This window comes from Rhodanobacter sp. UC4438_H5 (assembly GCF_052978405.1).
Genome location: NZ_CM129672.1, coordinates 2,186,291 through 2,207,300, shown reverse-complemented (window position 1 = coordinate 2,207,300; position 21,010 = coordinate 2,186,291). Strand labels below are relative to the sequence as shown.

At 69.7% G+C, this 21,010-nt stretch carries 16 protein-coding genes; 11 read left to right on the top strand and 5 right to left on the bottom strand.

Features of this window, described 5'->3' with window-relative positions:
* The first annotated feature begins 317 nt into the window (after positions 1 to 317).
* From ACVCL9_RS10475 to ACVCL9_RS10465, 3 genes are read left to right on the top strand one after another with little or no spacing between them, the layout of a single operon-like run.
* Positions 318 to 707, top strand: coding sequence for a GntR family transcriptional regulator (locus ACVCL9_RS10475; protein ID WP_447098174.1), 390 nt, complete (start codon positions 318 to 320; stop codon positions 705 to 707).
* Entirely contained in the window at positions 704 to 1,600 is an 897-nt protein-coding gene (locus ACVCL9_RS10470) for an ABC transporter ATP-binding protein (RefSeq protein ID WP_447098175.1), read from the top strand. The genes ACVCL9_RS10475 and ACVCL9_RS10470 overlap by 4 nt, the downstream gene beginning before the upstream one ends.
* Positions 1,597 to 3,090, top strand: coding sequence for a hypothetical protein (locus ACVCL9_RS10465; protein WP_447098176.1), 1,494 nt, complete (start codon positions 1,597 to 1,599; stop codon positions 3,088 to 3,090). The genes ACVCL9_RS10470 and ACVCL9_RS10465 overlap by 4 nt, the downstream gene beginning before the upstream one ends.
* A 144-nt stretch (positions 3,091 to 3,234) precedes the next feature.
* Here the strand turns inward: ACVCL9_RS10465 and ACVCL9_RS10460 are convergent, their stop codons facing one another.
* Entirely contained in the window at positions 3,235 to 3,972 is a 738-nt protein-coding gene (locus ACVCL9_RS10460; protein WP_447098177.1) for a hypothetical protein, read from the bottom strand.
* Here ACVCL9_RS10460 and ACVCL9_RS10455 point away from each other — a divergent pair.
* A complete protein-coding gene (locus tag ACVCL9_RS10455; protein WP_447098178.1) occupies positions 3,971 to 4,579 on the top strand; it encodes a hypothetical protein in 609 nt (202 codons plus the stop codon). The genes ACVCL9_RS10460 and ACVCL9_RS10455 overlap by 2 nt on opposite strands.
* Positions 4,580 to 4,691: 112 nt before the next feature.
* Here ACVCL9_RS10455 and ACVCL9_RS10450 read toward each other — a convergent pair whose 3' ends face one another.
* The gene (locus ACVCL9_RS10450; RefSeq protein ID WP_447098179.1) at positions 4,692 to 5,159 is read right to left on the bottom strand and encodes a Dps family protein; all 468 of its coding nucleotides are present in this window, start codon (positions 5,157 to 5,159) and stop codon (positions 4,692 to 4,694) included.
* Between the two features lie 138 nt (positions 5,160 to 5,297).
* Here ACVCL9_RS10450 and hrpA point away from each other — a divergent pair, with 138 nt between their 5' ends.
* Complete coding sequence (gene hrpA / locus ACVCL9_RS10445) at positions 5,298 to 9,437, top strand: ATP-dependent RNA helicase HrpA (RefSeq protein ID WP_447099528.1); 4,140 nt, start codon at positions 5,298 to 5,300, stop codon at positions 9,435 to 9,437.
* Positions 9,438 to 9,446: 9 nt separating this feature from the next.
* On the opposite strand, the gene ACVCL9_RS10440 is transcribed toward hrpA, so the two are convergent.
* Positions 9,447 to 9,917: a hypothetical protein gene (locus ACVCL9_RS10440; RefSeq protein WP_395120070.1), complete on the bottom strand. Its 471-nt coding sequence runs from the start codon at positions 9,915 to 9,917 to the stop codon at positions 9,447 to 9,449.
* Positions 9,918 to 10,028: 111 nt separating this feature from the next.
* On the opposite strand from ACVCL9_RS10440, the gene ACVCL9_RS10435 reads away from it, so the two are divergent.
* The 5 genes from ACVCL9_RS10435 to ACVCL9_RS10415 all read left to right on the top strand — a co-directional run bounded on the left by ACVCL9_RS10435 (position 10,029) and on the right by ACVCL9_RS10415 (position 17,840).
* On the top strand, positions 10,029 to 12,146 hold the full coding sequence (locus ACVCL9_RS10435) for a RelA/SpoT family protein (protein WP_447098180.1): 2,118 nt from the start codon (positions 10,029 to 10,031) through the stop codon (positions 12,144 to 12,146).
* Between the two features lie 125 nt (positions 12,147 to 12,271).
* Positions 12,272 to 13,978, top strand: a complete 1,707-nt coding sequence (locus ACVCL9_RS10430) for a hypothetical protein (protein WP_447098181.1) — start codon at positions 12,272 to 12,274, stop codon at positions 13,976 to 13,978.
* Between the two features lie 7 nt (positions 13,979 to 13,985).
* Positions 13,986 to 14,825 carry an SDR family oxidoreductase gene (locus ACVCL9_RS10425; RefSeq protein ID WP_447098182.1) on the top strand — a complete coding sequence of 280 codons (840 nt, stop codon included), beginning with the start codon at positions 13,986 to 13,988 and terminating at the stop codon, positions 14,823 to 14,825.
* A gap of 172 nt (positions 14,826 to 14,997) precedes the next feature.
* Positions 14,998 to 17,307 (top strand): penicillin-binding protein 1B, encoded by a 2,310-nt coding sequence (gene mrcB / locus ACVCL9_RS10420; protein ID WP_447098183.1) that lies wholly within the window; start codon positions 14,998 to 15,000, stop codon positions 17,305 to 17,307.
* Between the two features lie 2 nt (positions 17,308 to 17,309).
* Positions 17,310 to 17,840 carry a tetratricopeptide repeat protein gene (locus tag ACVCL9_RS10415; RefSeq protein ID WP_447098184.1) on the top strand — a complete coding sequence of 177 codons (531 nt, stop codon included), beginning with the start codon at positions 17,310 to 17,312 and terminating at the stop codon, positions 17,838 to 17,840.
* A 19-nt stretch (positions 17,841 to 17,859) separates the two neighbouring features.
* Here the strand turns inward: ACVCL9_RS10415 and ACVCL9_RS10410 are convergent, their stop codons facing one another.
* Together ACVCL9_RS10410 and ACVCL9_RS10405 are read right to left on the bottom strand one after the other, a co-directional pair.
* On the bottom strand, positions 17,860 to 18,249 hold the full coding sequence (locus ACVCL9_RS10410) for an MAPEG family protein (protein WP_395120064.1): 390 nt from the start codon (positions 18,247 to 18,249) through the stop codon (positions 17,860 to 17,862).
* Positions 18,250 to 18,317: 68 nt separating this feature from the next.
* Positions 18,318 to 18,866 carry a redoxin domain-containing protein gene (locus tag ACVCL9_RS10405; RefSeq protein ID WP_395120063.1) on the bottom strand — a complete coding sequence of 183 codons (549 nt, stop codon included), beginning with the start codon at positions 18,864 to 18,866 and terminating at the stop codon, positions 18,318 to 18,320.
* A 109-nt stretch (positions 18,867 to 18,975) separates the two neighbouring features.
* On the opposite strand from ACVCL9_RS10405, the gene ACVCL9_RS10400 reads away from it, so the two are divergent.
* On the top strand, positions 18,976 to 20,916 hold the full coding sequence (locus ACVCL9_RS10400; protein ID WP_447098185.1) for an ATP-dependent DNA helicase: 1,941 nt from the start codon (positions 18,976 to 18,978) through the stop codon (positions 20,914 to 20,916).
* Positions 20,917 to 21,010 lie beyond the last annotated feature (94 nt).

Below are 21,010 nucleotides of genomic sequence, written 5' to 3'. Positions count from 1 at the left end.
TTAATGCAGATTTAATGCTGGTAGAAGGGGCGTTGAGCGCGGGATTTCCCTTGGTTATAGGGCTTGGGCTGCTTATATTGGCCTATTCAAGAATAGTAAATTCAGAATTGCGCAAAGTGTAAAAGGTGGCGCCTGATTAGCTTTCTTGTCTTGAGGCGTTGGGTCATGCCTTGTGCGGCAACATCGCACGTATCCGGCCGATATCTCCAAGAAAGGAAGAGCATGAGGGGCGCACCGGCTACGCGGTAAGCCGTTGTCTGTTCCCTTGTGCAAGTCATGCTTGACGGCCACTCATGTGTATTGGTGTAATGATACACATGGATGCATCGCTGCTTACCGTGCAACCCTCCGCTTCCGAGCCGATCTATCGACAGATCGTGGAGCAGTTGCGGCGCCTGATCGCCGGTGGCCAGTTGGTGGCCGGTGAACTGTTGCCGTCGGTGCGCGAGGTGGCGGGTTTTCATGCGATCAATCCGATGACGGTGTCGCGGGCCTACGGGCTGGCCGAGAGCGAGGGCTTGCTGGAACGGCTGCGCGGCAAGGGCATGGTGGTGGCGGCAACGCGTCGTTCGGGCCAGACCGAAAGCCAGCGACTGGCTCTGCTGGAACCGCAGCTGGCGGCGCTGGCGCGGCATGCGGGAGAACTGGAGTTGCCGGCTGAGGCGGTACTGGACCGGCTCGGCCGCTTGATGAGGAGTCGAGGATGAATGCCATGCTTCACGAAGCGAATGCCGTGGACGTCGAGCCGCTAGTGGCGCGCGGGTTGACCCACTGCTACGAGGGCAGCAACGTGCTGTGCGGGGTCGATCTGGCGCTGGAGCCGGGCTCGGTGCTGGGCCTGATCGGGCGTAACGGTGCGGGCAAGTCGACCCTGATCCGCGCCATGCTGGGCCTGCTCGAACCGCTGTCCGGTGCGGCGTTCGTGTTCGGCGAGCCGGCGCTGAAATTGAGCGATGCGGTCAAGGCCCGCCTGGCCTATGTGCCGCAGCAGCCGGAGGCGCTGGCTTGGCTCACCGCGCAACAGATGCTGGATTATGTGGGGCGCTTCTACCCGCGCTGGGACGCCGGCTTTGCGCGCAACACGCTGGAGCGCTGGAAGATCCAGCCGAACAAGCTGCTGGCCAAATTGTCGCCTGGCGAACGCCAGCGCGTGGACCTGATCCGTGCGCTTGCCTCGCAGCCGGAACTGCTGGTGCTGGACGAGCCCGCCGCCGCGCTCGACCCCGTCGCGCGCCGCGAACTGTTGCGCGAGGTGGCGATGCGCGCCGGCGAGAACGGCACTACGGTGCTGTTCTCCACCCACATCGTGTCCGACCTGGAGCGCGTGGCCTCCGAGATCGCGTTCCTGCACGAGGGCAGGTTGCTGCTGCGTTGTGGCGTGGACGAGGCCAAGGAACGCTACGCCCGCCTGTGGCTGCCGGCCGCGGCAAACGTCGCCGCACCGATCCCCTCGCTCAGCCGGCGCCGCCACGACGACGGCAGCTTCAGCCTGGTGGTGGCGCGCGATGCCCGGGACCGTTGGCCGGAAGCGGCGAACCTGCCCGGCGCGCGCGTCGATGCGCTGGGGTTGGAGGATCTGTTCGTGGAGATCGCGGAGTGACGTCGTTCCTGCAATTGCTGATGCTGCCGTGGATGGCATGGTCGCAGCGCATGCGGCGCATCATCGCGAGGACCTTGCTGGTCATCCTCTGCCTGGCCATTGCCGGCTACGTCCTGCTTCGGCGCTCGGCCGGGGCCGGGCCCGGTCTGGCGCATGGCCTGGCCGTCATCGATTGCCTGTTCTGGGCCGCCGTGGTGCCGCGCGCGCTGGTGCTGGCGAACGAGGCACGCCGGCTGCGCCTGCCGGTGCTGGAACGCGCAGCGGCGATCAGCACCGTGTTGTATGCCGCGCTCACCATCGTCTTGCCAGCAGTCGTGGTGGCCATGCTGGGTGGCAGCGGCGTGGTGGCGTTGGCCGAACTTGCACTGGGTGCGGGTATCGGCATGGGCTATGCCGCCTTGCCGCTCTGGCTCGGCATCTGGGCCTGCCTGGCGCCCCTGCTCGACGACCACCTGGGTGCATGGCTGCCCATGCCGGCCAGCGATCCGGTGGGCTTTCTGCACTGGGCCGCGCCGGTGGCTGCAGTGCTGTGGGCCATGATTGCGCTGTGCTGGCGTCGGGCCGCGCGCTGCGACGACGACGCTTCGCGCTGGCTCAAACCATTGGCGTTGCGCTGGCGCGCGCTGTCCGCACAGGGCCGCAATGGCGCAAGGCTGGAAGCCGAACTGCTGCGCCGGCGCAGCTCCCGGATGCAGCCGGGAATCGATCTGCGCCGCGTCGGGCCTGACTACCTGGTGCGTGGCCTGCGCGTGGCGCTGGGAGGTTGGGGCGTGCCGCAGACGGTGGCTAGTCGCCTGCGTCAGGCTGGCCTGGTGTTGCTCAACGTGTTGTTCGCCTTCGCACTGCTGGCTGCGCTGCGCCACGTGTCGAACGATCAGCCCCGCGCCATCGCGTATACCGTCGTGCTCTCCATGCTCGCTAGCGCACCGGTCATCGCCTTTGCCCTGGGTTTGTTCGGCGCCGTGTTGGGCCCGGTGCGCGCCGACGCGCTGCGCGCCCGCTGGAGCCGCGACAATGCGGAGTTGGCGGTACTGGCCCTGCTGCCGGGCGTCGGCGGTGCCGCGCACGCCAAGCGCGCCCTGCTCAAGGCCAGCGTGCTGCCAACGCTGCTGGCGCAGGCGGCGCTGCTCGCGGGCATGCTGGGCGTGGCGCTGTGGGCGCATCTCCCCGGCGGCAATGCCGCCTTGCTGCTGCTCGCCCAGGGCGGTGGCATGCTGGCCACCTTTGCGCTGTCCGTGGCCGCGTTGGGTGGCACGGCGTGGCATCGTGGCTGGCAAAGCCTACTCATCATTGCCGCCATCGTACTGATGTTGACCACCACCGGCGCGGCGCTGTTCCGGTTCGGCGACAACCTGCTGGCGCAGCGGCTCGCCCTCTCGCCGATCTTCCTCGCGCTGTGGATCGCGCTGCTGGCGACCCTGCTGGCCATCGGCCGTCGCGGCTGGCGTGCGTTCTGGCGCCAGCCGCATCCGTTCCTGCCGCATGGGTGAGCGATGACCATGAGGAACGCCCGCTCCCGCAAGGTGACGCCGACCACCGCCATCGCCATGCCCTGGCACACCACGCATCCTTCGCTGCGCTGGATCGGCGGCGTGGTCTACCTGCTGCTGTGCATCGGTGCACTGGCCTGTGCGCTACTCATCCCGGGTCGGCATGGCTGGCTGTACGGGATGGTGGTCTACGGCTTTGGCGCGGCCTATTTCTGGCAATGGGTGATGGCCGCCCTGTTGCTGGTCAGCATCGACACGCATCGCCTGCGCATCCCCGGCGTCGGGCGGTCCACTGCGACCTGCCTGGGGTTGTATGCAGCCGCGACGATCGCACTGCCTGCGGCCGTCTTCGCTGCGCGGGGTGGCGAGGCGTCCACGGTGGCTTTGTTCACCGCGCTGGCGATGGTGGCCGGTGTCGCTTCGGTGCTGTTGCGGCGGCGATACGTCATGGCGCTGGCCTTCCTGCCGGCGCTGGCGGTCGGATTGCGGCCCGTGATCCAGCTGCCGTTTCCCGGGCAGCCCGGCTTCCTGGTGTGGGGAACGGCCGTCCTGATCGTGTTGCTCGCGGTCGACGTGTTGCGCTGGCGCCATCTGTTGCGGGCCGATGACACTCGTGAAGATGATGCGCAGATCGTCCGCTATGGTCGCCGCGGCGCGTTGGGTGGCCTGGGCGCCGCACCGCACGCCGGCGCGCCACGTCGCGCCAGCGTGGCGCCAACGCCACTGCGTCTGGCTGGCGTCGGTCCCGGCAAACCCGTGCTGGCCCTGCGCGTGGCGCTGGGCGAGGGCTACGCCCCGCAGGGCCTGCGCGGTCACGCGCGTCGCTTCACGCGCTTCGGCCTGCCGCTGCTGCTGTATGTCCCGGCGATGGCGATCGTGCATGCCGGGCGACCCGCTGCGCCAGGTCTTGTTTGGCGTGGGGATCGACGTCATCGGCTGGCTGGGCATCATGGGCGGCCTGATGCTGATGCTGATGGGCAGTCTGCTGCCTTGGGCGAGCTGGCGCCGTCGCCGCCCCGAGCTGGCGCTGCTGGCCCTGCTGCCGGGGTTGGGCGGCACCGTCGCGGCGCGGCATGCCCTGTTGCGCGCCACCCTGGGCCGGCCACTCATGCTGCAAACCGGGCTGCTCGCGCTGGTGCTGACCGCCGCGTTGCTGCTCCACGCCCACGCCACGCTGCTGCTCTTTGTCGTGCTGTCCCAGCTCGGTTGCGTCGCCACGGTGGCGGCCACGTCACTCGGTGTTTTCGGTGGCTGCCCGTTGCCGGGCTGGGGCATGGCGCTGGTGCTGGCCGGCATGGCTGTGCTGGTGTCCGCCAGCACCTTCGTCCCGCTGTTCGCCACGCTCGGGCATCATCCGTGGCACGCCGGGCATGCGGTGTTCGCGGCGTTGGCCGTCGCCTGGATCGTTGCGGCAGGTGCGCTGGGGTGGCTTGGCCGGCGTGGTTGGCAGGGCATGCGGGCACGACCGCATCCCTTCCTGGCGGTTTGAGCGCAAGGCTGGCGCGTCGTCCCGCAGCAACCGGAAAGGACGAAGATCGCGGAGTCTTCACCAACCAAAAGGCCCGTCGTCGACGGGCCCTTTCGTTCATGCCACGCGCAAATCAACGCAGCAGCGAGCGCAGCATCCAGGCGGTCTTCTCGTGTTCCTTGAGGCGGCCGGTGACCATGTCGGCGGTGCCGTCGTCGCCGGCGGCGTTGGCGGCCTTGAGGGCGTCGCGGGCGGTGGCGGCGACGATCTCGTGGCCTTCGACCAGCTGGCCGACCATTTCCTGCCACTCCGGCACGCCGGGCTCGTCCTTGATCGAGCTGAGCTTGGCGAACTGGCTGTAGGAACCGGGCGCGAACACGTCCAGTGTGCGGATGCGCTCGGCGACCTCGTCGGCGGCCAGCCACAGCGCGTTGTACTGGGTCTCGAACATCAGGTGCAGGCTGTTGAACTGCGGGCCGGTGACGTTCCAGTGGAAGCTGTGCGTCTTCAGGTACAGCGAGTAGGTGTCGGCGAGCAGCTTGGACAGGTGCTTGGCGACCGCTTCGCGATCCTTCTTGGCGATACCGATGGAAATGGCCATGGCGTGCTCCTTTGGGGGTGGATGCAATGAATCAACAGTAGTGGCTCGGCGCTCGCGCGGGAAATGAATCCTTCGGATGTTGGCGATAGTCGCCGACTATCGGGTCGAGGCGTGCCACCGGCTATCATGCGCAGTTCGATGAACGACCACTGCGCGCCCGCATCCGATCCCGCTGCCGATCCAGGCTTGCGCACCTTGCGCCGGCAGCTGGATGCGGTGTGCAGTCGCGACTTCGGTCGCCTGCTGGGACGTTGGCGCACGCTGTCGCGCCGACCCGACGAAAAGAAGATGGGGGCGCTGGCCGCCGATATCGAGCGCTCCGCGGCCAAACGCCGCGACCGTGCCGCGGCCAAGCCCGAAATCCGGCTGGACGAGTCGCTGCCGATCAGCGCGCGCGGCGAGGACATCGTCAAGCTGATCCGCGAACACCAGGTGGTGGTGATCGCCGGCGAGACCGGTTCGGGCAAGACCACCCAGCTGCCGAAGCTGTGCCTGGCCGCCGGCCGCGGCGAAGCGGGCATGATCGGCTGCACCCAGCCGCGTCGGCTGGCCGCGCGCTCGGTGGCGCGCCGCGTGGCGGAGGAGCTGGGCACGCCGCTGGGCGAGGTCGTGGGTTTCCAGGTGCGCTTCAACGACCAGGTGTCCGAGCGCAGCCTGATCAAGTTCATGACCGACGGCATCCTGCTCGCCGAGACCCAGGGCGATCCGTGGCTGAGTGCCTACGACACCATCATCATCGACGAGGCGCACGAGCGCAGCCTCAACATCGACTTCCTGCTCGGCTACCTCAAGCGTCTGGCGCTGAAGCGGCCGGAGCTGAAGATCATCGTCACCTCGGCGACCATCGACACCGCAAGGTTCGCCGAACACTTCGGCGGCGCGCCTGTGGTCGAGGTGGAAGGACGGGCGTACCCGGTGGAGTTGCGCTGGCGGCCGGTGGAAGCCGCAGGCAAGGGCATGCAGCAGGGCAGCGCCGAACACATCGCCGCCGTGCTCGACGAAATCACCCGCGACGATCCGCGCGGCGACGTGCTGGTGTTCCTGCCCGGCGAGCGCGAGATCCGCGACGCGCACCAGCTGCTGTCGCGCCGGCAATACCGCGAGACCGAGATCATGCCGCTGTACGCGCGGCTTTCCGCCGGCGACCAGGACCGCGTGTTCAAGCCCGGCGTGAAGCGCCGCGTGGTGCTGGCCACCAACGTCGCCGAGACCTCGCTCACGGTGCCGCGCATCCGCTACGTGATCGACACCGGCACCGCGCGGGTCAAGCGCTACAGCCAGCGCAGCCAGCTCGAGCGGCTGCATGTCGAACCGATCTCGCAGGCCGCCGCCGACCAGCGCAAGGGCCGCTGCGGCCGCGTCGGACCTGGCGTCTGCTATCGCCTCTACGACGAAGCCGATTTCGCCGGCCGCGCCGCGTTCACCGATCCGGAGCTGCTGCGCTCGTCGCTGGCCAACGTGATCCTGCGCATGCTGGCGCTGAAGCTGGGCGAGGTCGATGAGTTCCCGTTCCTGGAAGCGCCCGACCCGCGCGTGATCGCCGACGGCTTCCGCCGGCTCACCGAGATTTCCGCGATCGACGAGGCGCGCAGGCTCACCGCGATCGGCCGCACGCTGGCGCGGCTGCCGATCGACGTGCAGCTGGCGCGCATGCTGGTCGAAGGCGAGAAACTGCATGCGTTGCGCGAGCTGCTGGTCATCGTCGCCTTCCTCAGCATCCAGGACCCGCGCGAGCGGCCCGGCGATGCACGCCAGCAGGCCGACGCCGCGCACGCCGTGTTCGCCGACCCGAAGTCCGACTTCATCGGCGTGCTGAACCTGTGGCGGGCCTATCACGACGCCCACGAGGAACTGACCCAGTCGAAGCTGCGCGACTGGTGCTCGCGGCACTTCCTCAGCTTCATGCGCATGCGCGAATGGCGCGAGCTGCATCGGCAGTTGCTGCTGGTCGTTGAAGAGCTGGGCTGGCGCCTTGCTCCCTCTCCCCTGCGGGGAGAGGGTTGGGGTGAGGGAGCGGGGTCGCGGAAGACTTCACAGGCTGGTGCATCAAAGCTCGGAAAGAAAAGCAAAGGCAGGGAGGCTTCGCGCGAGCACCCGCCCCTCACCTTCCCGAAAAGGGGACTTCCTGCGGTCGCAATCCTCTCCCCGGAGGGGAGAGGAGGCGAACGCGAAGAACGAGTTATTGATCAGCAAGCTGCGATGGATCGCCTCTTCGAAGCGGTCCATCGCAGCCTGTTGGCCGGCCTGCCCACCCAGGTCGGCCGCAAGGACGAGAAGGGCATCTACCAGAGCACGCGCGAGCGCAAGTTCCAGGTGTTTCCCGGCTCGGCCCTGTCGAAGGCACCCCCGAACTGGATCTTCTCCGCGCAGATCCTCGACGTGGGCGGCCGCGTGTGGGGCATGGCGAATGCGCGGGTGGAGCCGTTGTGGATCGAGCAGCAGGCGGCGCATCTGTTGCGCATGCATTGCCGCGATGCGCACTGGTCGAAGAAGCGCGGCTGCGTGGTGGCGTACGAACAGGTCAGCCTGTTCGGCCTGGTGCTGGTGGAGAAGCGGCCGGTCACCTTCCAGCAGCAGGACCCGGCGCTGGCGCACGCGATCTTCCTGCGCGAGGCGCTGGTGCGCGGCGACATCGACGGCGCCGATCATGGACGGGCAAGTGCCGCGGGCGCAGGACGCGCAGGAGCGGCCGCGGATTTCGTGCGCGCGAACCAGCGCGTGCTGGAAGAGGCGCTGGGCATCGAGGCAAGGCAGCGCCGCGAAGGATTGATCCGTCACGAGGACGAACTGGTCGCGTTCTTCGAGGGCAAGCTGCCCGAAGAGATCGCCAGCTCGCGTGCGCTCGACGCGTGGTATCGCAAGGCCCGCCCCGCCGAACAGGCCGCGCTGCGCTGGTCGCTGGATGACGTGATGGGCGGTGGTGCCGCGCTGGATGCGAAGGCGTTTCCCGCCGCCATCGAGGTGCCGCAGAGATACAAACTGGAATACCGCTTCGTACCGGGTGACGAGGCCGATGGCGTGACCCTGCAACTGCCGCTGGCAATGTTGAATGCGCTGCCCGCGGCGCGCTGCGAGTGGCTGGTGCCGGGCCTGCTGGCGGACAAGGTGGCCGAACTGATCCGCGGCCTGCCCAGGGCGTTGCGCCGCAACTTCGTGCCGGCGCCGGATTTCGCGCGCGCCTTCATCGAGGCGGAATCGCCCCGCGACGAGTCGCTGGTCAAGGCGCTGGCCGCCTTCCTGAAACGCGCTACCGGCGTCGACATCGGCGCCGGCGAGTTCGCCGGCATCGAATTGCCGCCGCATTTCCTGATGCGCTACCGCCTGCATGACGAGCGCGGCAAGACGCTGGCCAGTGGCCGCGACCTGGCTGCGCTGCGTGGGCAGTGGGAAGGCCAGGCGCGTGAGGCGTTCTCGCGCAAGACCGATATCGAGCTGACTCGCGAAGACGTGGCCAGCTGGGATTTCGAGGCGATCCCTGCGCAGGTGCGTTCGGACGCCGGCCTCACCGCGTTTCCGGCCCTGGTCGACCTGGGCGAGACGGTGGCGCTGCGCGTATTCGAGCGCAGCGACGAATCGCGCGCGGCGCATGCCGCCGGCGTGGTGCGGCTGCTGCGCAACGCACTGGCCAGCGAGGCGAAGCAGGCGCGCCGGAGATTGCCGATCGGCAACGCGCTGGCGTTGAAATACGCGCCGCTCGGCGGCGTCGACGGCCTGCGCGAAGACCTGCTCGAAGGCGGCTTCACCGATCTGCTGGAACGCCACGCACTGGACGTGCGTACCGCCGGCGCGTTCGAGGCGCTGCGCACGCAGTGTTCGCGCGAACTGTTCGGTGCCGGCGTCGAGCGGCTCAAGCTGGCCGAGCCGATCATCGAGGCGCAGGCCGAGGCAAAGCCCTGGCTCGAGCCGCCGCTGCTCGGCTTCGCCCGCGCCAGCTACGACGACCTGCGCGAACAATTCGACGCGCTGCTCGTGCCTGGTTTCCTGCGCGAGCTGCCGCCTTCACGGCTGGCGCATTATCCACGCTACCTCAAGGCGATGCGCCTGCGTGGCGAACGCTTGCGCCAGGACCCGGCGAAGGACCAGCAACGCATGCTGCAGGTGCTGCCGTACTGGCGCGCGTACCTGCAACACCGCGCCGCCGGCGGCGACCCGGCCGAACTGGCCGAGTTGCGCTGGCTGATCGAGGAATGGCGCGTGTCGCTGTTCGCGCAGGAGCTGAAGACCGCCGAGCCGGTGTCGGCCAAGCGGCTGGCGAAGGCGCTGGCCGCGCTCGCGTGAGCGGCCGGATCAGCGCACGCGTTCCACGTGCACGCTGCCGTTGCAGCCGGACACGTACATCAGCCAGTTGCCCATCATCGAGGGTTTGACCTTGGTCGAGGGATTGTCGGCAGTCATGCACGACACATTGTCCGAGCCGATCTGCCGCCAGACCTGTCCGTTGTCCAGGGTGTACTCGTTGTTGCCGCTCCAGCCGTCGAAGTGGCCCTTGATGCGGGTCTCGATCTTCTCGCGCTTGGCATCGCTCGCGTAGAACACCGGCTTGCCGCTGGCACTGACCATCTTGGTGGTGGTCTTGGCGTGCGTGCGCAGCCAGGCGTCGAGATTCTGCAGTTCCTGCGGCGAGAGTTTGTCCAGGCCAGCGGCCTTGAACTCGGAAGGACTCATGCGTTGCTGCAGGTCGCCGGACGTCTGCTGCGCGTACACGGCGCAGCACGGGAGGGCCAGCAACAGCGGGAGACAGCGTGCGCGGAAGGACATGGGGATTTCCTCGAAGCCGGAATGGCGAATCCCGATTCTGCCCGCCAAGCGGCCCGAGGCCAAGCGCCGCAGGCCGCCCGCCGCGACCATGCCACTACAATGGCCGCCATCATGGCCCCGCGCACTCATTCAGGCAGCCTCGCCGCATGGCGCAAGCGCGCCGACACGCTGTCACCCGATCTGGCCGATGCGCTGGAGGCCTGCGGCGAGCATCCGGTCGACCAGGCCGAGTGCGGCGACACCCTCGACCTGCTCGGCATGCTCGGTTGTGACGCGTCGACCCAGGCGGCGGCGTTGTGGTTCGAGCTGGCGCGCGTCGATCCGGCGTTGTGGGCTGCGCGCGGCCCGGGCCTGCCGGCGGACGTGCAGCGCCTGGTCGCCGGCCAGCAGGCGGCCGAACAGGTGTGGACCTTGCACGCGCAGCGCGCACCCGGCGGGGCGACCGAAGGCCTGCGCCGGCTGTTGCTGGCGATCGTGCGCGACCTGCGCGTGGTGTTCGTGCTGCTGGCGCGCCAGCTCGCGCGGATGCGCGCCGCGGCGTCGCTGCCGCCGGAGCAGGCTGCCGCGCTGGCGCGGTTGAGCCGCGACATCCATGCCCCGCTGGCCAACCGGCTCGGCATCTGGCAACTGAAATGGGAGCTGGAGGACCTGGCGTTCCGCCACCTGCAGCCGGACACCTATCGCCGCATCGCCCAGCTGCTCGACGAGCGCCGCGTCGATCGCGAGGCATTCATCCGCCAGTCGCTGGACGAGCTGAAACAGGCGCTGGACGCCGCCGGCCTGCAGGCCGACCTGGCGGGGCGGCCCAAGCACATCTACTCGATCTGGAAAAAGATGCAGCGCAAGTCGCTGGATTTTTCCGACCTCTACGACATTCGCGCGGTGCGCGTGCTGGTCGACAGCGTCACCGAGTGCTACGCCGCGCTGGGCGTGGTGCACGCGCTGTGGCCGCACCTGCCGAACGAGTTCGACGACTACATCGCGCGGCCCAAGCCCAACGGTTACCAGTCGCTGCACACCGCGGTGGTCGGGCCGCAGGGCAAGACGCTGGAGGTGCAGATCCGCACCCACGAGATGCATCGCGCCAACGAACTGGGCGTGGCCGCGCACTGGCGCTACAAGGAGGGTGGCGGCAGCGACGCCGAGTTCGAGGCCAAGATCGCCTGGATGCGCAAGCTGCTGGAGCCGCGCAGCGGCGACGACAGCAACCTCGCCGCCGAGCTGCAGACCGAGCTGCTGGAAGACCGCGTCTACCTGCTCACCCCCAAGGGCGAGGTGTTCGACCTGGCACGTGGCGCCACCGTGCTGGATTTCGCCTACCTGGTGCACACCGAGGTCGGCCACCGCTGCCGCGGCGCCAAGGTCAACGGCCGCATCGTGCCGCTGACCTTCCAGCCGCAGAGCGGCGACCGCGTGGAGATCCTCACCACCAAGGTCGCCGAACCCAGCCGCGACTGGCTCTCGCCGCACCATGGCTACCTCAACACCGCGCGGGCGAAGGACAAGGTGCGCGCGTGGTTCCGCCGCATCGCGCACGACGCCAACCTCGGCGTCGGGCGCGCCATGCTCGAGCGCGAACTGAAGCGCCTGGCGCTGCCCGCCGCCGACATCGGCAAGCTGCCCGCCCAATTCCACCTGCAGACGCAGGACGAGCTGCTGATCGCGCTGGCACTGGGTGAGGTCACGCCCGGCCAGATCGCCCGCGTGCTGCAGGAGTCCGTGCAACCGCCGCCGCCCGCGCCGGCACCGCCGCCGGCGCGGCCGGCCACGCTGGACCAGGGCGCGCTGAGCATCGAAGGCGTCGGCAACCTGCTTACCACGCTGGCGCGCTGCTGCCAGCCGCTGCCGGGCGACGCGGTACGCGGCTACATCACCAAGGGCCGCGGCGTTTCGGTGCATCGTGCCGATTGCGGCAGCCTGGCGCGGCTCGCGCGGCGCGACCCGGACCGGGTGATCGAGGTGAGCTGGGGCCACGTCGCCAGCCAGGCTTACGAGGTGGACATCGAACTGCGCGGCTACGACCGCAAGGAGCTGCAGAAAGACGTCACCAACCTCATCAGCAACGCCGGCACCCACATCATCGCCTCGTCCAGCCGCTCGCGTCCGCAGACCGGCGAAGTGGAGATGCGCTACACCCTGCGCGTGCGCGATTTCGAACAGCTGTCCACCCTGCTGGGCAAGCTGCTGGCGCTGCCCAACGTCACCGAAGTGCGCCGCATCAGCGCCTAGCGCGGCGCCGGGCGCCGAGCCGCCCTCGCCAGCAGCGCTGGACGCTGAACGCCGGTATCGCGCAGGCCGGGCCGTCCGGTCGCGCGATGTTAAGCTGCGACCGCTTATCGCCAGTGCCATGAATCATGAGCAGCCGCCGCAACCCGCATGATGCCCGGCCACCGAACCGCAGCGAGCCCACCCTGGGCGACCTCGATCAGGTGGAGGGCAAGCCGCGCGCGTCCGCTGCCGATGGCCTGCCGCGGGTCACCGTGGAAAGGCGTCGTGCCCGCGGGATTCGCACCGCGGCATCGCGCGGGCGTCGCGGCTGGCTGCTGCCGATCTTGATCCTGCTGGTCGTCGCGCTCGGCGCGGCGCTCTGGTTCAGCCAGAACCGGCTGCGCGGCATGTTGCCGCGCACCGACCTCAACAGCGTGCTGGCGCAGGCGCAGCAGGCGCTGGACGCGGGCCACCTGGATGGCGAGGACGGCACCAGCGCGCGCGAACTGTTCCAGCAGGTGGCGGCCAGCGAGCCGGACAACGATCGCGCCCGCGACGGCCTGCGCCAGGTTGGCCAGGCCGAGTTGTCGCAAGCCGATGCGGCGCTGCAGGCAGGCCGGCTGGATGAGGCCACCCAGCGCGCCACGGTCGCCCGCGAACTGCTCGGTGGCGGGCGCGACGTGGATCGCCTCGACATGCTCATCCGCCAGGCGCAGGCGGGCCAGATGCACACCGGCGACCTGGTCGACCAGGCCAAGCAGGCATTGGCGCAGGGCAAGCTGGATGGTGCCGACGGCGCCGGCGCGCTCTACCAGCGCGTGTTGCGCACCGACCCGGACAACGCAGTGGCCGCGCACGGGCTGGACCAGGTCGCCAACGCGCTGGCGGTGCAGGCACACGACGCGCTGGAGGCGGGCGACCTGGCCAAGGCCGATCCGCTGGTGCTGCAGATCGCCGCGCTGCGGCCGAACAACGGCTCGCTGCCGGCGCTGCGCGCGCTGCAGGCGCAGCGGCGCCAGCAACAGGATGGCGCGGTAAAGGATGCCATTGCCCAGGGCCGTGAGGCCTTGCGCGACGGCCGCATCGCCGGCTCCGGCGACGACACCGCGCTGGCGCACTTCAGGGCTGCGTTGGCGCTTGATCCGGACAGCGAGGAGGCCAAGGCCGGGCTGGGCGACGTGGCGCAGGCGCTGACCGTGCAGGCGAATGCGGCGATGGATGACGGCGATCGCGCGCAGGCGGCCAAACTGCTCGGCCAGGCGAATGCGCTGGCGCCGAAGTCGGCCGATCTGGCCGCCGCCCGCGCGCGGCTGCAGAGCAAGCCGCCGGCGAGCAAGCCACCCGCGGACGAACCCGCCGAGACGGTGCACGCGGCCGACGAGGCCCCGGTGGTCGCCGCCGCGTTGTCGCCGCAGCAAAGCGCAGCCGTGGCCCAACTGGTGCAGCGCGCGCAGCAGGCCACCGCCAGCGGCAACATCATGATGCCGCCCGGCGACAGCGCGTACGACCTGTACCGCAGCGCGCTGGCGATCGACGGCAACGACGTGCTTGCGCGGCAGGGCCTGCAGGCCTTGCCGGGCCGGGTCGAACAGTTGTTCAAGCAGGCCCTCGCGGCCGGCCAGCTGAAGCAGGCCGGCGACATGCTGGCCAACCTGGGCGAATTGGCGCCGGGCGATCCGGCACAGCTGGGGCTGAGCAACCAGCTGGCCAGCGCCTGGGTCGATCGGGCCCAGCAGCAGCTCGATGGCGGCGACCGCATCGGCGCCGGCCAGTCGCTCGCGCGCGCGCGTAAGCTCGCGCCCAACCATCCGCGCGTGACCGAGCTCGCCGCGCGACTGCAGGGCAATCCGTGAGGCCGGCATGACGGTGCTGGTCGTCGGCGGCAGCAGCCAGATCGGCCACTTCGTCCTGCCGCACCTGCGCGCCACCGGTGAGCCGGTGCTGGCGCTGAGCCGGCATCCGCGGCCCGCGCGCGACGGGGTGCAGTGGCTGCGCGGTAACCTGCCGCACGACATGCCGACGTTGCCCGAACTGTCGGCAATCATCAGTTTCGGTCCCTTGCTGGCGTTGGCCGAATGGCTGGCCCGTGCCAGCCTGGTCGGCGCGCCGAGGGTGGTGGCCACCAGTTCGATGAGCGCCGAAAGCAAGCGGGATTCGGTGGTGCCGGCCGAGCGCGCGATCGCGCGCCAGCTGCGCGAGGGCGAGGCTGCGCTGGCCACCGCCTGCGCCCGCCACGGCTGCGCGTGGACCGTGCTGCGGCCGACCCTGGTGTATGGCGCCGGGCTCGATCGCAGCCTCACCCCGATCGCGCGCCGTGCGCTGCGCACGCGGTTGTTTCCGATCCCGGCCGCGCGTGGCCTGCGCCAGCCGGTGCATGCCGACGACGTCGCGCAGGCAGTGCTGGCCGCGCTGGATTGTCCCGCCTCGGCGGGACGCATCGTGCCGATCGGCGGCGGCGAACGGCTGCCGTATCCGCAGATGTTCGCGCGCGTGCGCGACAGCCTGCCGCGCGCCACCGTGACAGTGCCGCTGCCAGCCTGGTTGTTGCGGCTGCTTGCTCGCACGTGCCCGCCGCTGCGTGGCCCGCTGAGCCGGCTGGACCGCGATCTGGTCGCCGACAACGGCGAGTTGCAGCGCTTGCTGGGCATTCACCCGCGGCCGTTTCGGCCGGATGCGGGGACGTGGCAGCCACCGGCGTAGGGCGGGCATGGCCCGCCGCCCGGAACGCCAAGGCATGCCCAAAACCGGCGGGCAGTGCCCGCCCTACCATCCACATGCCCGGGAATTGCCCGCAAAACCGCCGCGGCGTTCATGGGCGCGCCGGGATGCACGCCCTATCATCGGGAAACCTGATCGCCGGATTCCGCCGCCCTTGAGCTTCCTCGACCGTACCCGTTCCCTCGCCCGCCGCAGCTGGCCGTGGCTGCGCATTCCGTGCTGGATCGGCCTGGGCCTGCTGGTCGGTTTCGTGTTGCCGTACGTGCTGGTGCTCAACAAGCGCGTGCAGGATCGTTTCAACGACCTGGTGTTCGCGGTGCCCACGCGGGTGTATGCGCGGCCGCTGCCGCTGCAGGCCGGCGAGCCGATGACCAGCGCCGCGCTGGAACTGGAACTGACCTTCGCCGGCTACAGCCACGACGGCAAGGGCCAGGTGCCCGGCAGCTGGATGAAGCAGGGCAGCCGCTACACGATCTCCTCGCGTGGCTACGCCGGCCCCGACGGCGGCGAGTTGCCCAAGCGCATCGTGGTGACCCTGGGCGGCGGCGAGGTGGCCTCGGTGCACACCGCGGCGGACAAGCAGCCGATCAAGCAGACCCATCTCGACCCGGCGCGCATCGCCACGCTGTACGGCGCCAGCCAGGAGGAGCGACGCTTCGTGCAGTTGCGCGACGTGCCGCCGCTGCTGGTCAAGGGCCTGCAGTCGGTCGAGGACCGCAATTTCAAGAACAACATCGGCATCGACTTCGGCGCGATCGCGCGCGCGGCGCTGGCCAACCTGCGTGCCGGCCACACCGTGCAGGGTGGTTCCACGCTGACCCAGCAGCTGGTGCGCAACCTGTTCCTGAGCCGCGACCAGACCTTGACGCGCAAGATCAACGAGGCGCTGATGTCGCTGCTGCTGGAGGCGCACTACAGCAAGGGGCGCATCCTGGAGGCCTACGTCAACGACGTGTTCCTGGGCCAGCAGGGGGCGCAGGCGGTGCACGGTTTCGGCGCCGCGTCGGAGTTCTATTTCGGGCGCCGGCTGCAGGAGCTGCGGCCGCAGGAGATCGCCTTGCTGGTCGGCCTGGTGAAGGGGCCGAGCTACTACGACCCGCGCCGCGCACCCAAGCGCGCCCTGGCGCGGCGCAACCTGGTGCTGCAGGAGTTCTTCGACACCGGCCTGATCAGCGCCGCGCAGCTCAATGCGGGCCAGGCTGCGCCGCTGGACGTGATCAAGAACGGCCAGCTGCCGCACAACCGCTTCCCCGCGTTCATGGATCTGGTGCGCAAGCAGATCACCACCGACTTCGACGAGAAGGCGTTGCGCGAAGGCAACCTGTCGATCTTCACCACGCTGGACCCGGCCGCGCAGCTGTACACCGAGCAGGCGATCACCAGTTCGCTCAAGGGCCTGGGCAAGCGCGGCGACGGCGTGCAGGCGGCGGCGGTGGTGACCGATGCGCACACCGGCAGCGTGCTTGCCGTGGTCGGCAACCGCAATCCGGGCGAGCCGGGTTTCAACCGCGCGCTGGACATCCGCCGGCAGATCGGCTCCACGATCAAGCCGTTCGTCTACCTGGTCGCGCTGACCCAGCCCGAGCGCTGGAACCTGGCCAGCATGATGGACGACAGCCCGATCAGCATGCGCCAGCCCAACGGCAGCATGTGGACGCCGCAGAACGACGACCACCGCAGCCATGACCCGCTGATCATGGTCGATGCGCTGGCGCATTCGTGGAACCTCGCCACGATCCATCTCGGCATGGCGGTGGGCTTGCCGCGTATCCGTGCGTTCCTCGAATCGTTCGGGCTCACCGACGTCAATCCCAGCCCCTCGCTGCTGATCGGCGCGCTGGACCTGTCTCCGCTGCAGGTGGCGCAGCTCTATCAGTATCTGGCGGCGGATGGTCACGCCTTGCCGCTGCTGGCGGTGCGCGGCGTGCTCGACGGCAGCGGCCGCACGATCAAGCGCTACCAGGTGCAGCCCGGTCCCGGCGAATACCAGGAGGCGGTGCGGCTGACCACCTGGGCAATGCAGCAGGTGGCCGAGTACGGCACCGCCAGCGCGATCGGCAACTCCGCGCTGGCCTCGCTGCACGCCGCCGGCAAGACCGGCACCAGCAACGACATGCGCGACAGCTGGTTCGCCGGCTTCACCGGCGACCACCTGGCGGTGTTCTGGATGGGCCGCGACGACAACAAGCCGACCACGCTGTTCGGCGCCAGCGGCGGCTTGCGCGCCTGGCGCGACCTGTTCGCCAAGCTGCCCACCACGCCATTGTCCGCCGCGCCGGGACCGGGCCTGGAAATGGCCTGGATCAACCCCGCCGATGGCCGCCGCACCGAGCCGCAATGCCAGGGCGCGCAGCAGGTGCCGGTGGTCGCCGGCAGCCTGCCGGCCGATGCCGAGGGCTGCTTCTGGCAAAGCCTGTTCGGCGGCGACACCGCCACCCCCGCTCCCTCGACCACCACGCCGTGACCATGCCCATGACTTCCCGACGCCTCGCGCCGCTGCTGCTGTCGGCGCTGCTTGCCACCCTGGCCGGCTGCAGCTTGTTTCGTTCCGCGCCGGCACCAGCGCCGGCGGCCGTGCCGGAGCATGACGCGGTGGCGGCGATCCGTGCCGCCGGCGCGCACGACGATTCGGTCATCGACGTGAAGCCGCTGCGCGACCCGGCCGTGGATGCGCTGATGGTCCAGGCGGAACAGGACGAACGCAGCGGCAACTACACTGCCGCCGCCGCCACGCTGGACAAGGCGCTGCAGATCAGCCCCGATGCGCCCGACCTGCTGCAGGAGCGCGCCGAGATCGCGATCCGGCTGAAGAATTTCGTGCGCGCCGAAAAGCTGGCGCACAAGTCGTGGACGCTGGGCCCGCGCCTTGGTCCGCTGTGCGCGCGCAACTGGCAGACCATCGTCGAGACCCGCTTGCAGGCGAACGACACGGTCGGCGCGTCGACCGCGCGCAAGTGGGTGCAGCAGTGCCGCAAGGCGGGTGTGCCCCGGTATTGAGCGGCGGGGCCCCGGCCGCTCAGAGCAGCGCCACCAGCAACAACACGATGCCGGCGAGGCTCACCGCCCAGACCAGCGTGCGCAGGTAGGGAATGCCGGCGGCATACACCGGCACGTAGAGCACGCGTGCCCAGAAATAAAGTTGCGCACCGAGCACGGTGAGCGGGTCGTGCTGCTGCATCACCTGCGCGGCCAGCACCGCGGCGGCGAACAGCGGAAAGGTTTCCAGGAAGTTCGCGCGGGCACGATCGAGTCGTCCGCCGACGCCGGTCAGCGGCGGCTTCACCTCGTCGCGCGCGCTGGCGATCCAGCCGAGCCCGCGCTGGCCGATCGAACAGCTCGCCGCCAGGGCGATCTGCACCAGCCCCAGCACCACACTCCACAGCAGCATGCAAAGTTCGGTCGTCACGACGCACTCCTCCGGCGATGGTGGGCGCATGGTGAATCCAGCCGCGGCTTCTCGCCAGTGGCCCCGGGCTACGCCGCGCGGCGGCTGCGATCCTGCCGCAGCAGGCTTTCGACCCGCTGCAGCGGAATCCGGTCGCCGGCGTCGCGGCCGTAGTAGGCCTCCACGATGCGGCCGCGGCCGTCGATCAGGAAATCCGCCGGCATCAGGTTGCCGGTGTTGAGGCCGGCGAAACCGACCAGGCGCAGGCCGCGGATCAGGGTCGGCACCCGCGTCACGATCGCCTTGAACTTGCGCCACAGCGAACGCTCGATGCCGTAGACCTCGTGCGCACGCGAGGTGGGATCGGCCGCCAGCGGAAACGGCCGCGGGCGGTGGCCGGCGAAGCGCAGCACCTCGGCTTGCGAGGCGCTGAACACCGCCACCACGTCCAGCCCGCGCTCGGACAATTCCTGGTGCCGCTGGGTCAGCTCGTAGATGCGGAAATTGCAGAACGGGCAGGCCGCATCACGGAAAAACGAGAGCAGGGTAAGCCGACCGGGTTGGCTGGTCGCGATGGCCTGGCCGTGGATGTCGACCAGGTCGAGTACGGGTGCGGTTTCGGGTGCGAACAGTCTCACGGCTGCCTCCTTGGAGTGGCGGGCGGGTGGCATGCCAGTGGATGCGCCGGCCACCGTCGCGGTTCCCGCGCCGCTTTGTCGACGGCGGTCGCTCGGCCATAATCGGCGGATGATCGCTCCCGACGACACCGTGTCCGACGACGACGTCGGCGCCTTGCTCGGTGCCGACGGCCCGTTCGCCCGCGAGCTGCCGAACTTCGCGCCGCGGCTGGCCCAGCAGGCGATGGCGCGGGCAGTGCAGCAGGCCATCGCCGGGCGCGACACGCTGGTTGCCGAGGCCGGCACCGGCACCGGCAAGACCTACGCCTACCTGGTGCCGGCACTGCTGTCGGGCGAGCGCGTGATCATCTCCACCGGCACCAAGTCGCTGCAGGACCAGCTGTACTTCCGTGACCTGCCGAAGGTGCGCTCGGTGCTGGGCGCACGCCTGAAGACGGCGCTGCTGAAGGGTCGCGCGAATTATCTCTGCCTGTACCGGCTCGACCAGACCGTGCGCGATGGCGGCAGCCTGGCGCCGGCGCAGGCCGCGCAGCTGGCCGCGATCCGCGCCTGGTCGGCGCGCACCCGCCGTGGCGACCGCATGGAACTGGCCGAGGTGCCGGAGGAGTCGCCGCTGTGGCCACGCGTCACCTCCACCGCGGAAAACTGCCTCGGCGTCGAGTGCCCTTTCTACGACGACTGCCACGTGTTCAAGGCACGCCGCGAGGCGATGGAGGCGGACGTGGTGGTGGTCAACCATCACCTGCTGTTCGCCGACCTGGCGCTGAAGCAGGAAGGCTTCGGCGAGATCCTGCCCGGCGCGACGGCCTTCATCCTCGACGAGGCGCACCAGATTCCCGAACTCGCCGGCCAGTTCTTCTCGCAGAGCGTCAGCGCGCGCCAGCTGACCGACATGGCGCAGGACACGCTGACCGAATGCAGCGGTATCACCGGCGCGATCGGCCTGCTGCTGGAACCGGTCGAGGCATTGCAGAACGCGCTGCGCAAGCTGCGCCTGGCGCTGGAGCCGCTGCCCTCGCGCGGCGCCTTCGCGCTGCTGGAGGATCGCGCCGAGGTGCGCGCCGCACTGCACGAACTGGGCGAACTGCTGGCCACGCTGGCCGAGCTGCTCGCCTCGCAGGCCGAGCGCTCGCGTGGCTTCGCCAACCTGCACGAACGCGCCGCGCTGTTCGGCGGGCGGCTGGAGCGCATCATCGAGACGCATGGCGACCAGGACGTGCGCTGGTACGAAACCTTCCCGCGCGGCTTCGCGCTGTACGCCACGCCGCTGGATCTCGCCGCGCCGATGCGCGGCCTGCGCGAACGCACCCAGGCGGCGTGGATCCACACCTCGGCCACGCTGTCGGTGGCCGGCAACTTCGACCACTTCGCGCGCCAGCTCGGCCTGGACGAGCCGCAGACACTGTGCCTGGACAGCCCGTTCGATTACGCGCACCAGGCGCTGTGCTACCTGCCCGCTGGCCTTCCCGACCCGAACGCACGCGACTACACCGAGCAGGTGATCGAGGCGGTGCTGCCGGTGCTGCAGGCCTCCAACGGCCGTGCCTTCCTGCTGTTCACCTCGCACCGCGCACTGCGCCGCGCCGCCGAGCTGCTGCAGGACAAGGTGCCGTGGCCGCTGTTCGTGCAGGGCAGCGCGCCGCGGCCGCGACTGCTGGAGGAGTTCCGCGCCAGCGGGCACGGCGTGCTGCTCGGTGCGGCCAGTTTCTGGGAAGGCGTCGACGTGGTCGGCGAGGCGCTCAGCGTGGTGGTGATCGACAAGCTGCCGTTCGCCGCGCCCGACGATCCGGTGCTGATGGCGCGCCTCGCCGCGCTGGAACAATCCGGCATCAATCCGTTCATGGGCTGGCAGGTGCCCAGCGCCGTGATCGCGCTGAAGCAGGGCGCCGGCCGCCTGATCCGCAGCGTGCACGACCGCGGCGTGCTGGTGCTGTGCGACCCGCGCCTCACCAGCAAGGGCTACGGCAAGCTGTTCCTCGCCAGCGTGCCGCCGATGCCGCGCACGCGCGAGCTGGCGGACGTGCAGGCCTTCTTCGACCTGCCGTCGTAGGGCTGCGCCGCCCGCCAGCCTTTGCTTCACAGACCCGGCCGAAGACCCGCGCTGGCTGCCGGCACGCCCTGACAGCCGCCGTGTTGCCCCGGGC

Excerpts from the sequence above, each read along its gene's own strand:
- ACVCL9_RS10450 (WP_447098179.1), bottom strand. The coding sequence starts at position 5,159 with ATGGCCATTTCCATCGGTATCGCCAAGAAGGATCGCGAAGCGGTCGCC.
- ACVCL9_RS10435 (WP_447098180.1), top strand. The coding sequence starts at position 10,029 with ATGGCCCCGCGCACTCATTCAGGCAGCCTCGCCGCATGGCGCAAGCGC.
- ACVCL9_RS10440 (WP_395120070.1), bottom strand. The coding sequence starts at position 9,917 with ATGTCCTTCCGCGCACGCTGTCTCCCGCTGTTGCTGGCCCTCCCGTGC.
- ACVCL9_RS10415 (WP_447098184.1), top strand. The coding sequence starts at position 17,310 with ATGCCCATGACTTCCCGACGCCTCGCGCCGCTGCTGCTGTCGGCGCTG.
- ACVCL9_RS10425 (WP_447098182.1), top strand. The coding sequence starts at position 13,986 with ATGACGGTGCTGGTCGTCGGCGGCAGCAGCCAGATCGGCCACTTCGTC.
- ACVCL9_RS10470 (WP_447098175.1), top strand. The coding sequence starts at position 704 with ATGAATGCCATGCTTCACGAAGCGAATGCCGTGGACGTCGAGCCGCTA.
- ACVCL9_RS10400 (WP_447098185.1), top strand. The coding sequence starts at position 18,976 with ATGATCGCTCCCGACGACACCGTGTCCGACGACGACGTCGGCGCCTTG.
- hrpA (WP_447099528.1), top strand. The coding sequence starts at position 5,298 with ATGAACGACCACTGCGCGCCCGCATCCGATCCCGCTGCCGATCCAGGC.
- ACVCL9_RS10430 (WP_447098181.1), top strand. The coding sequence starts at position 12,272 with ATGAGCAGCCGCCGCAACCCGCATGATGCCCGGCCACCGAACCGCAGC.
- ACVCL9_RS10475 (WP_447098174.1), top strand. The coding sequence starts at position 318 with ATGGATGCATCGCTGCTTACCGTGCAACCCTCCGCTTCCGAGCCGATC.
- ACVCL9_RS10460 (WP_447098177.1), bottom strand. The coding sequence starts at position 3,972 with ATGCACGATCGCCATCGCCGGGACATACAGCAGCAGCGGCAGGCCGAA.
- ACVCL9_RS10455 (WP_447098178.1), top strand. The coding sequence starts at position 3,971 with ATGCCGGGCGACCCGCTGCGCCAGGTCTTGTTTGGCGTGGGGATCGAC.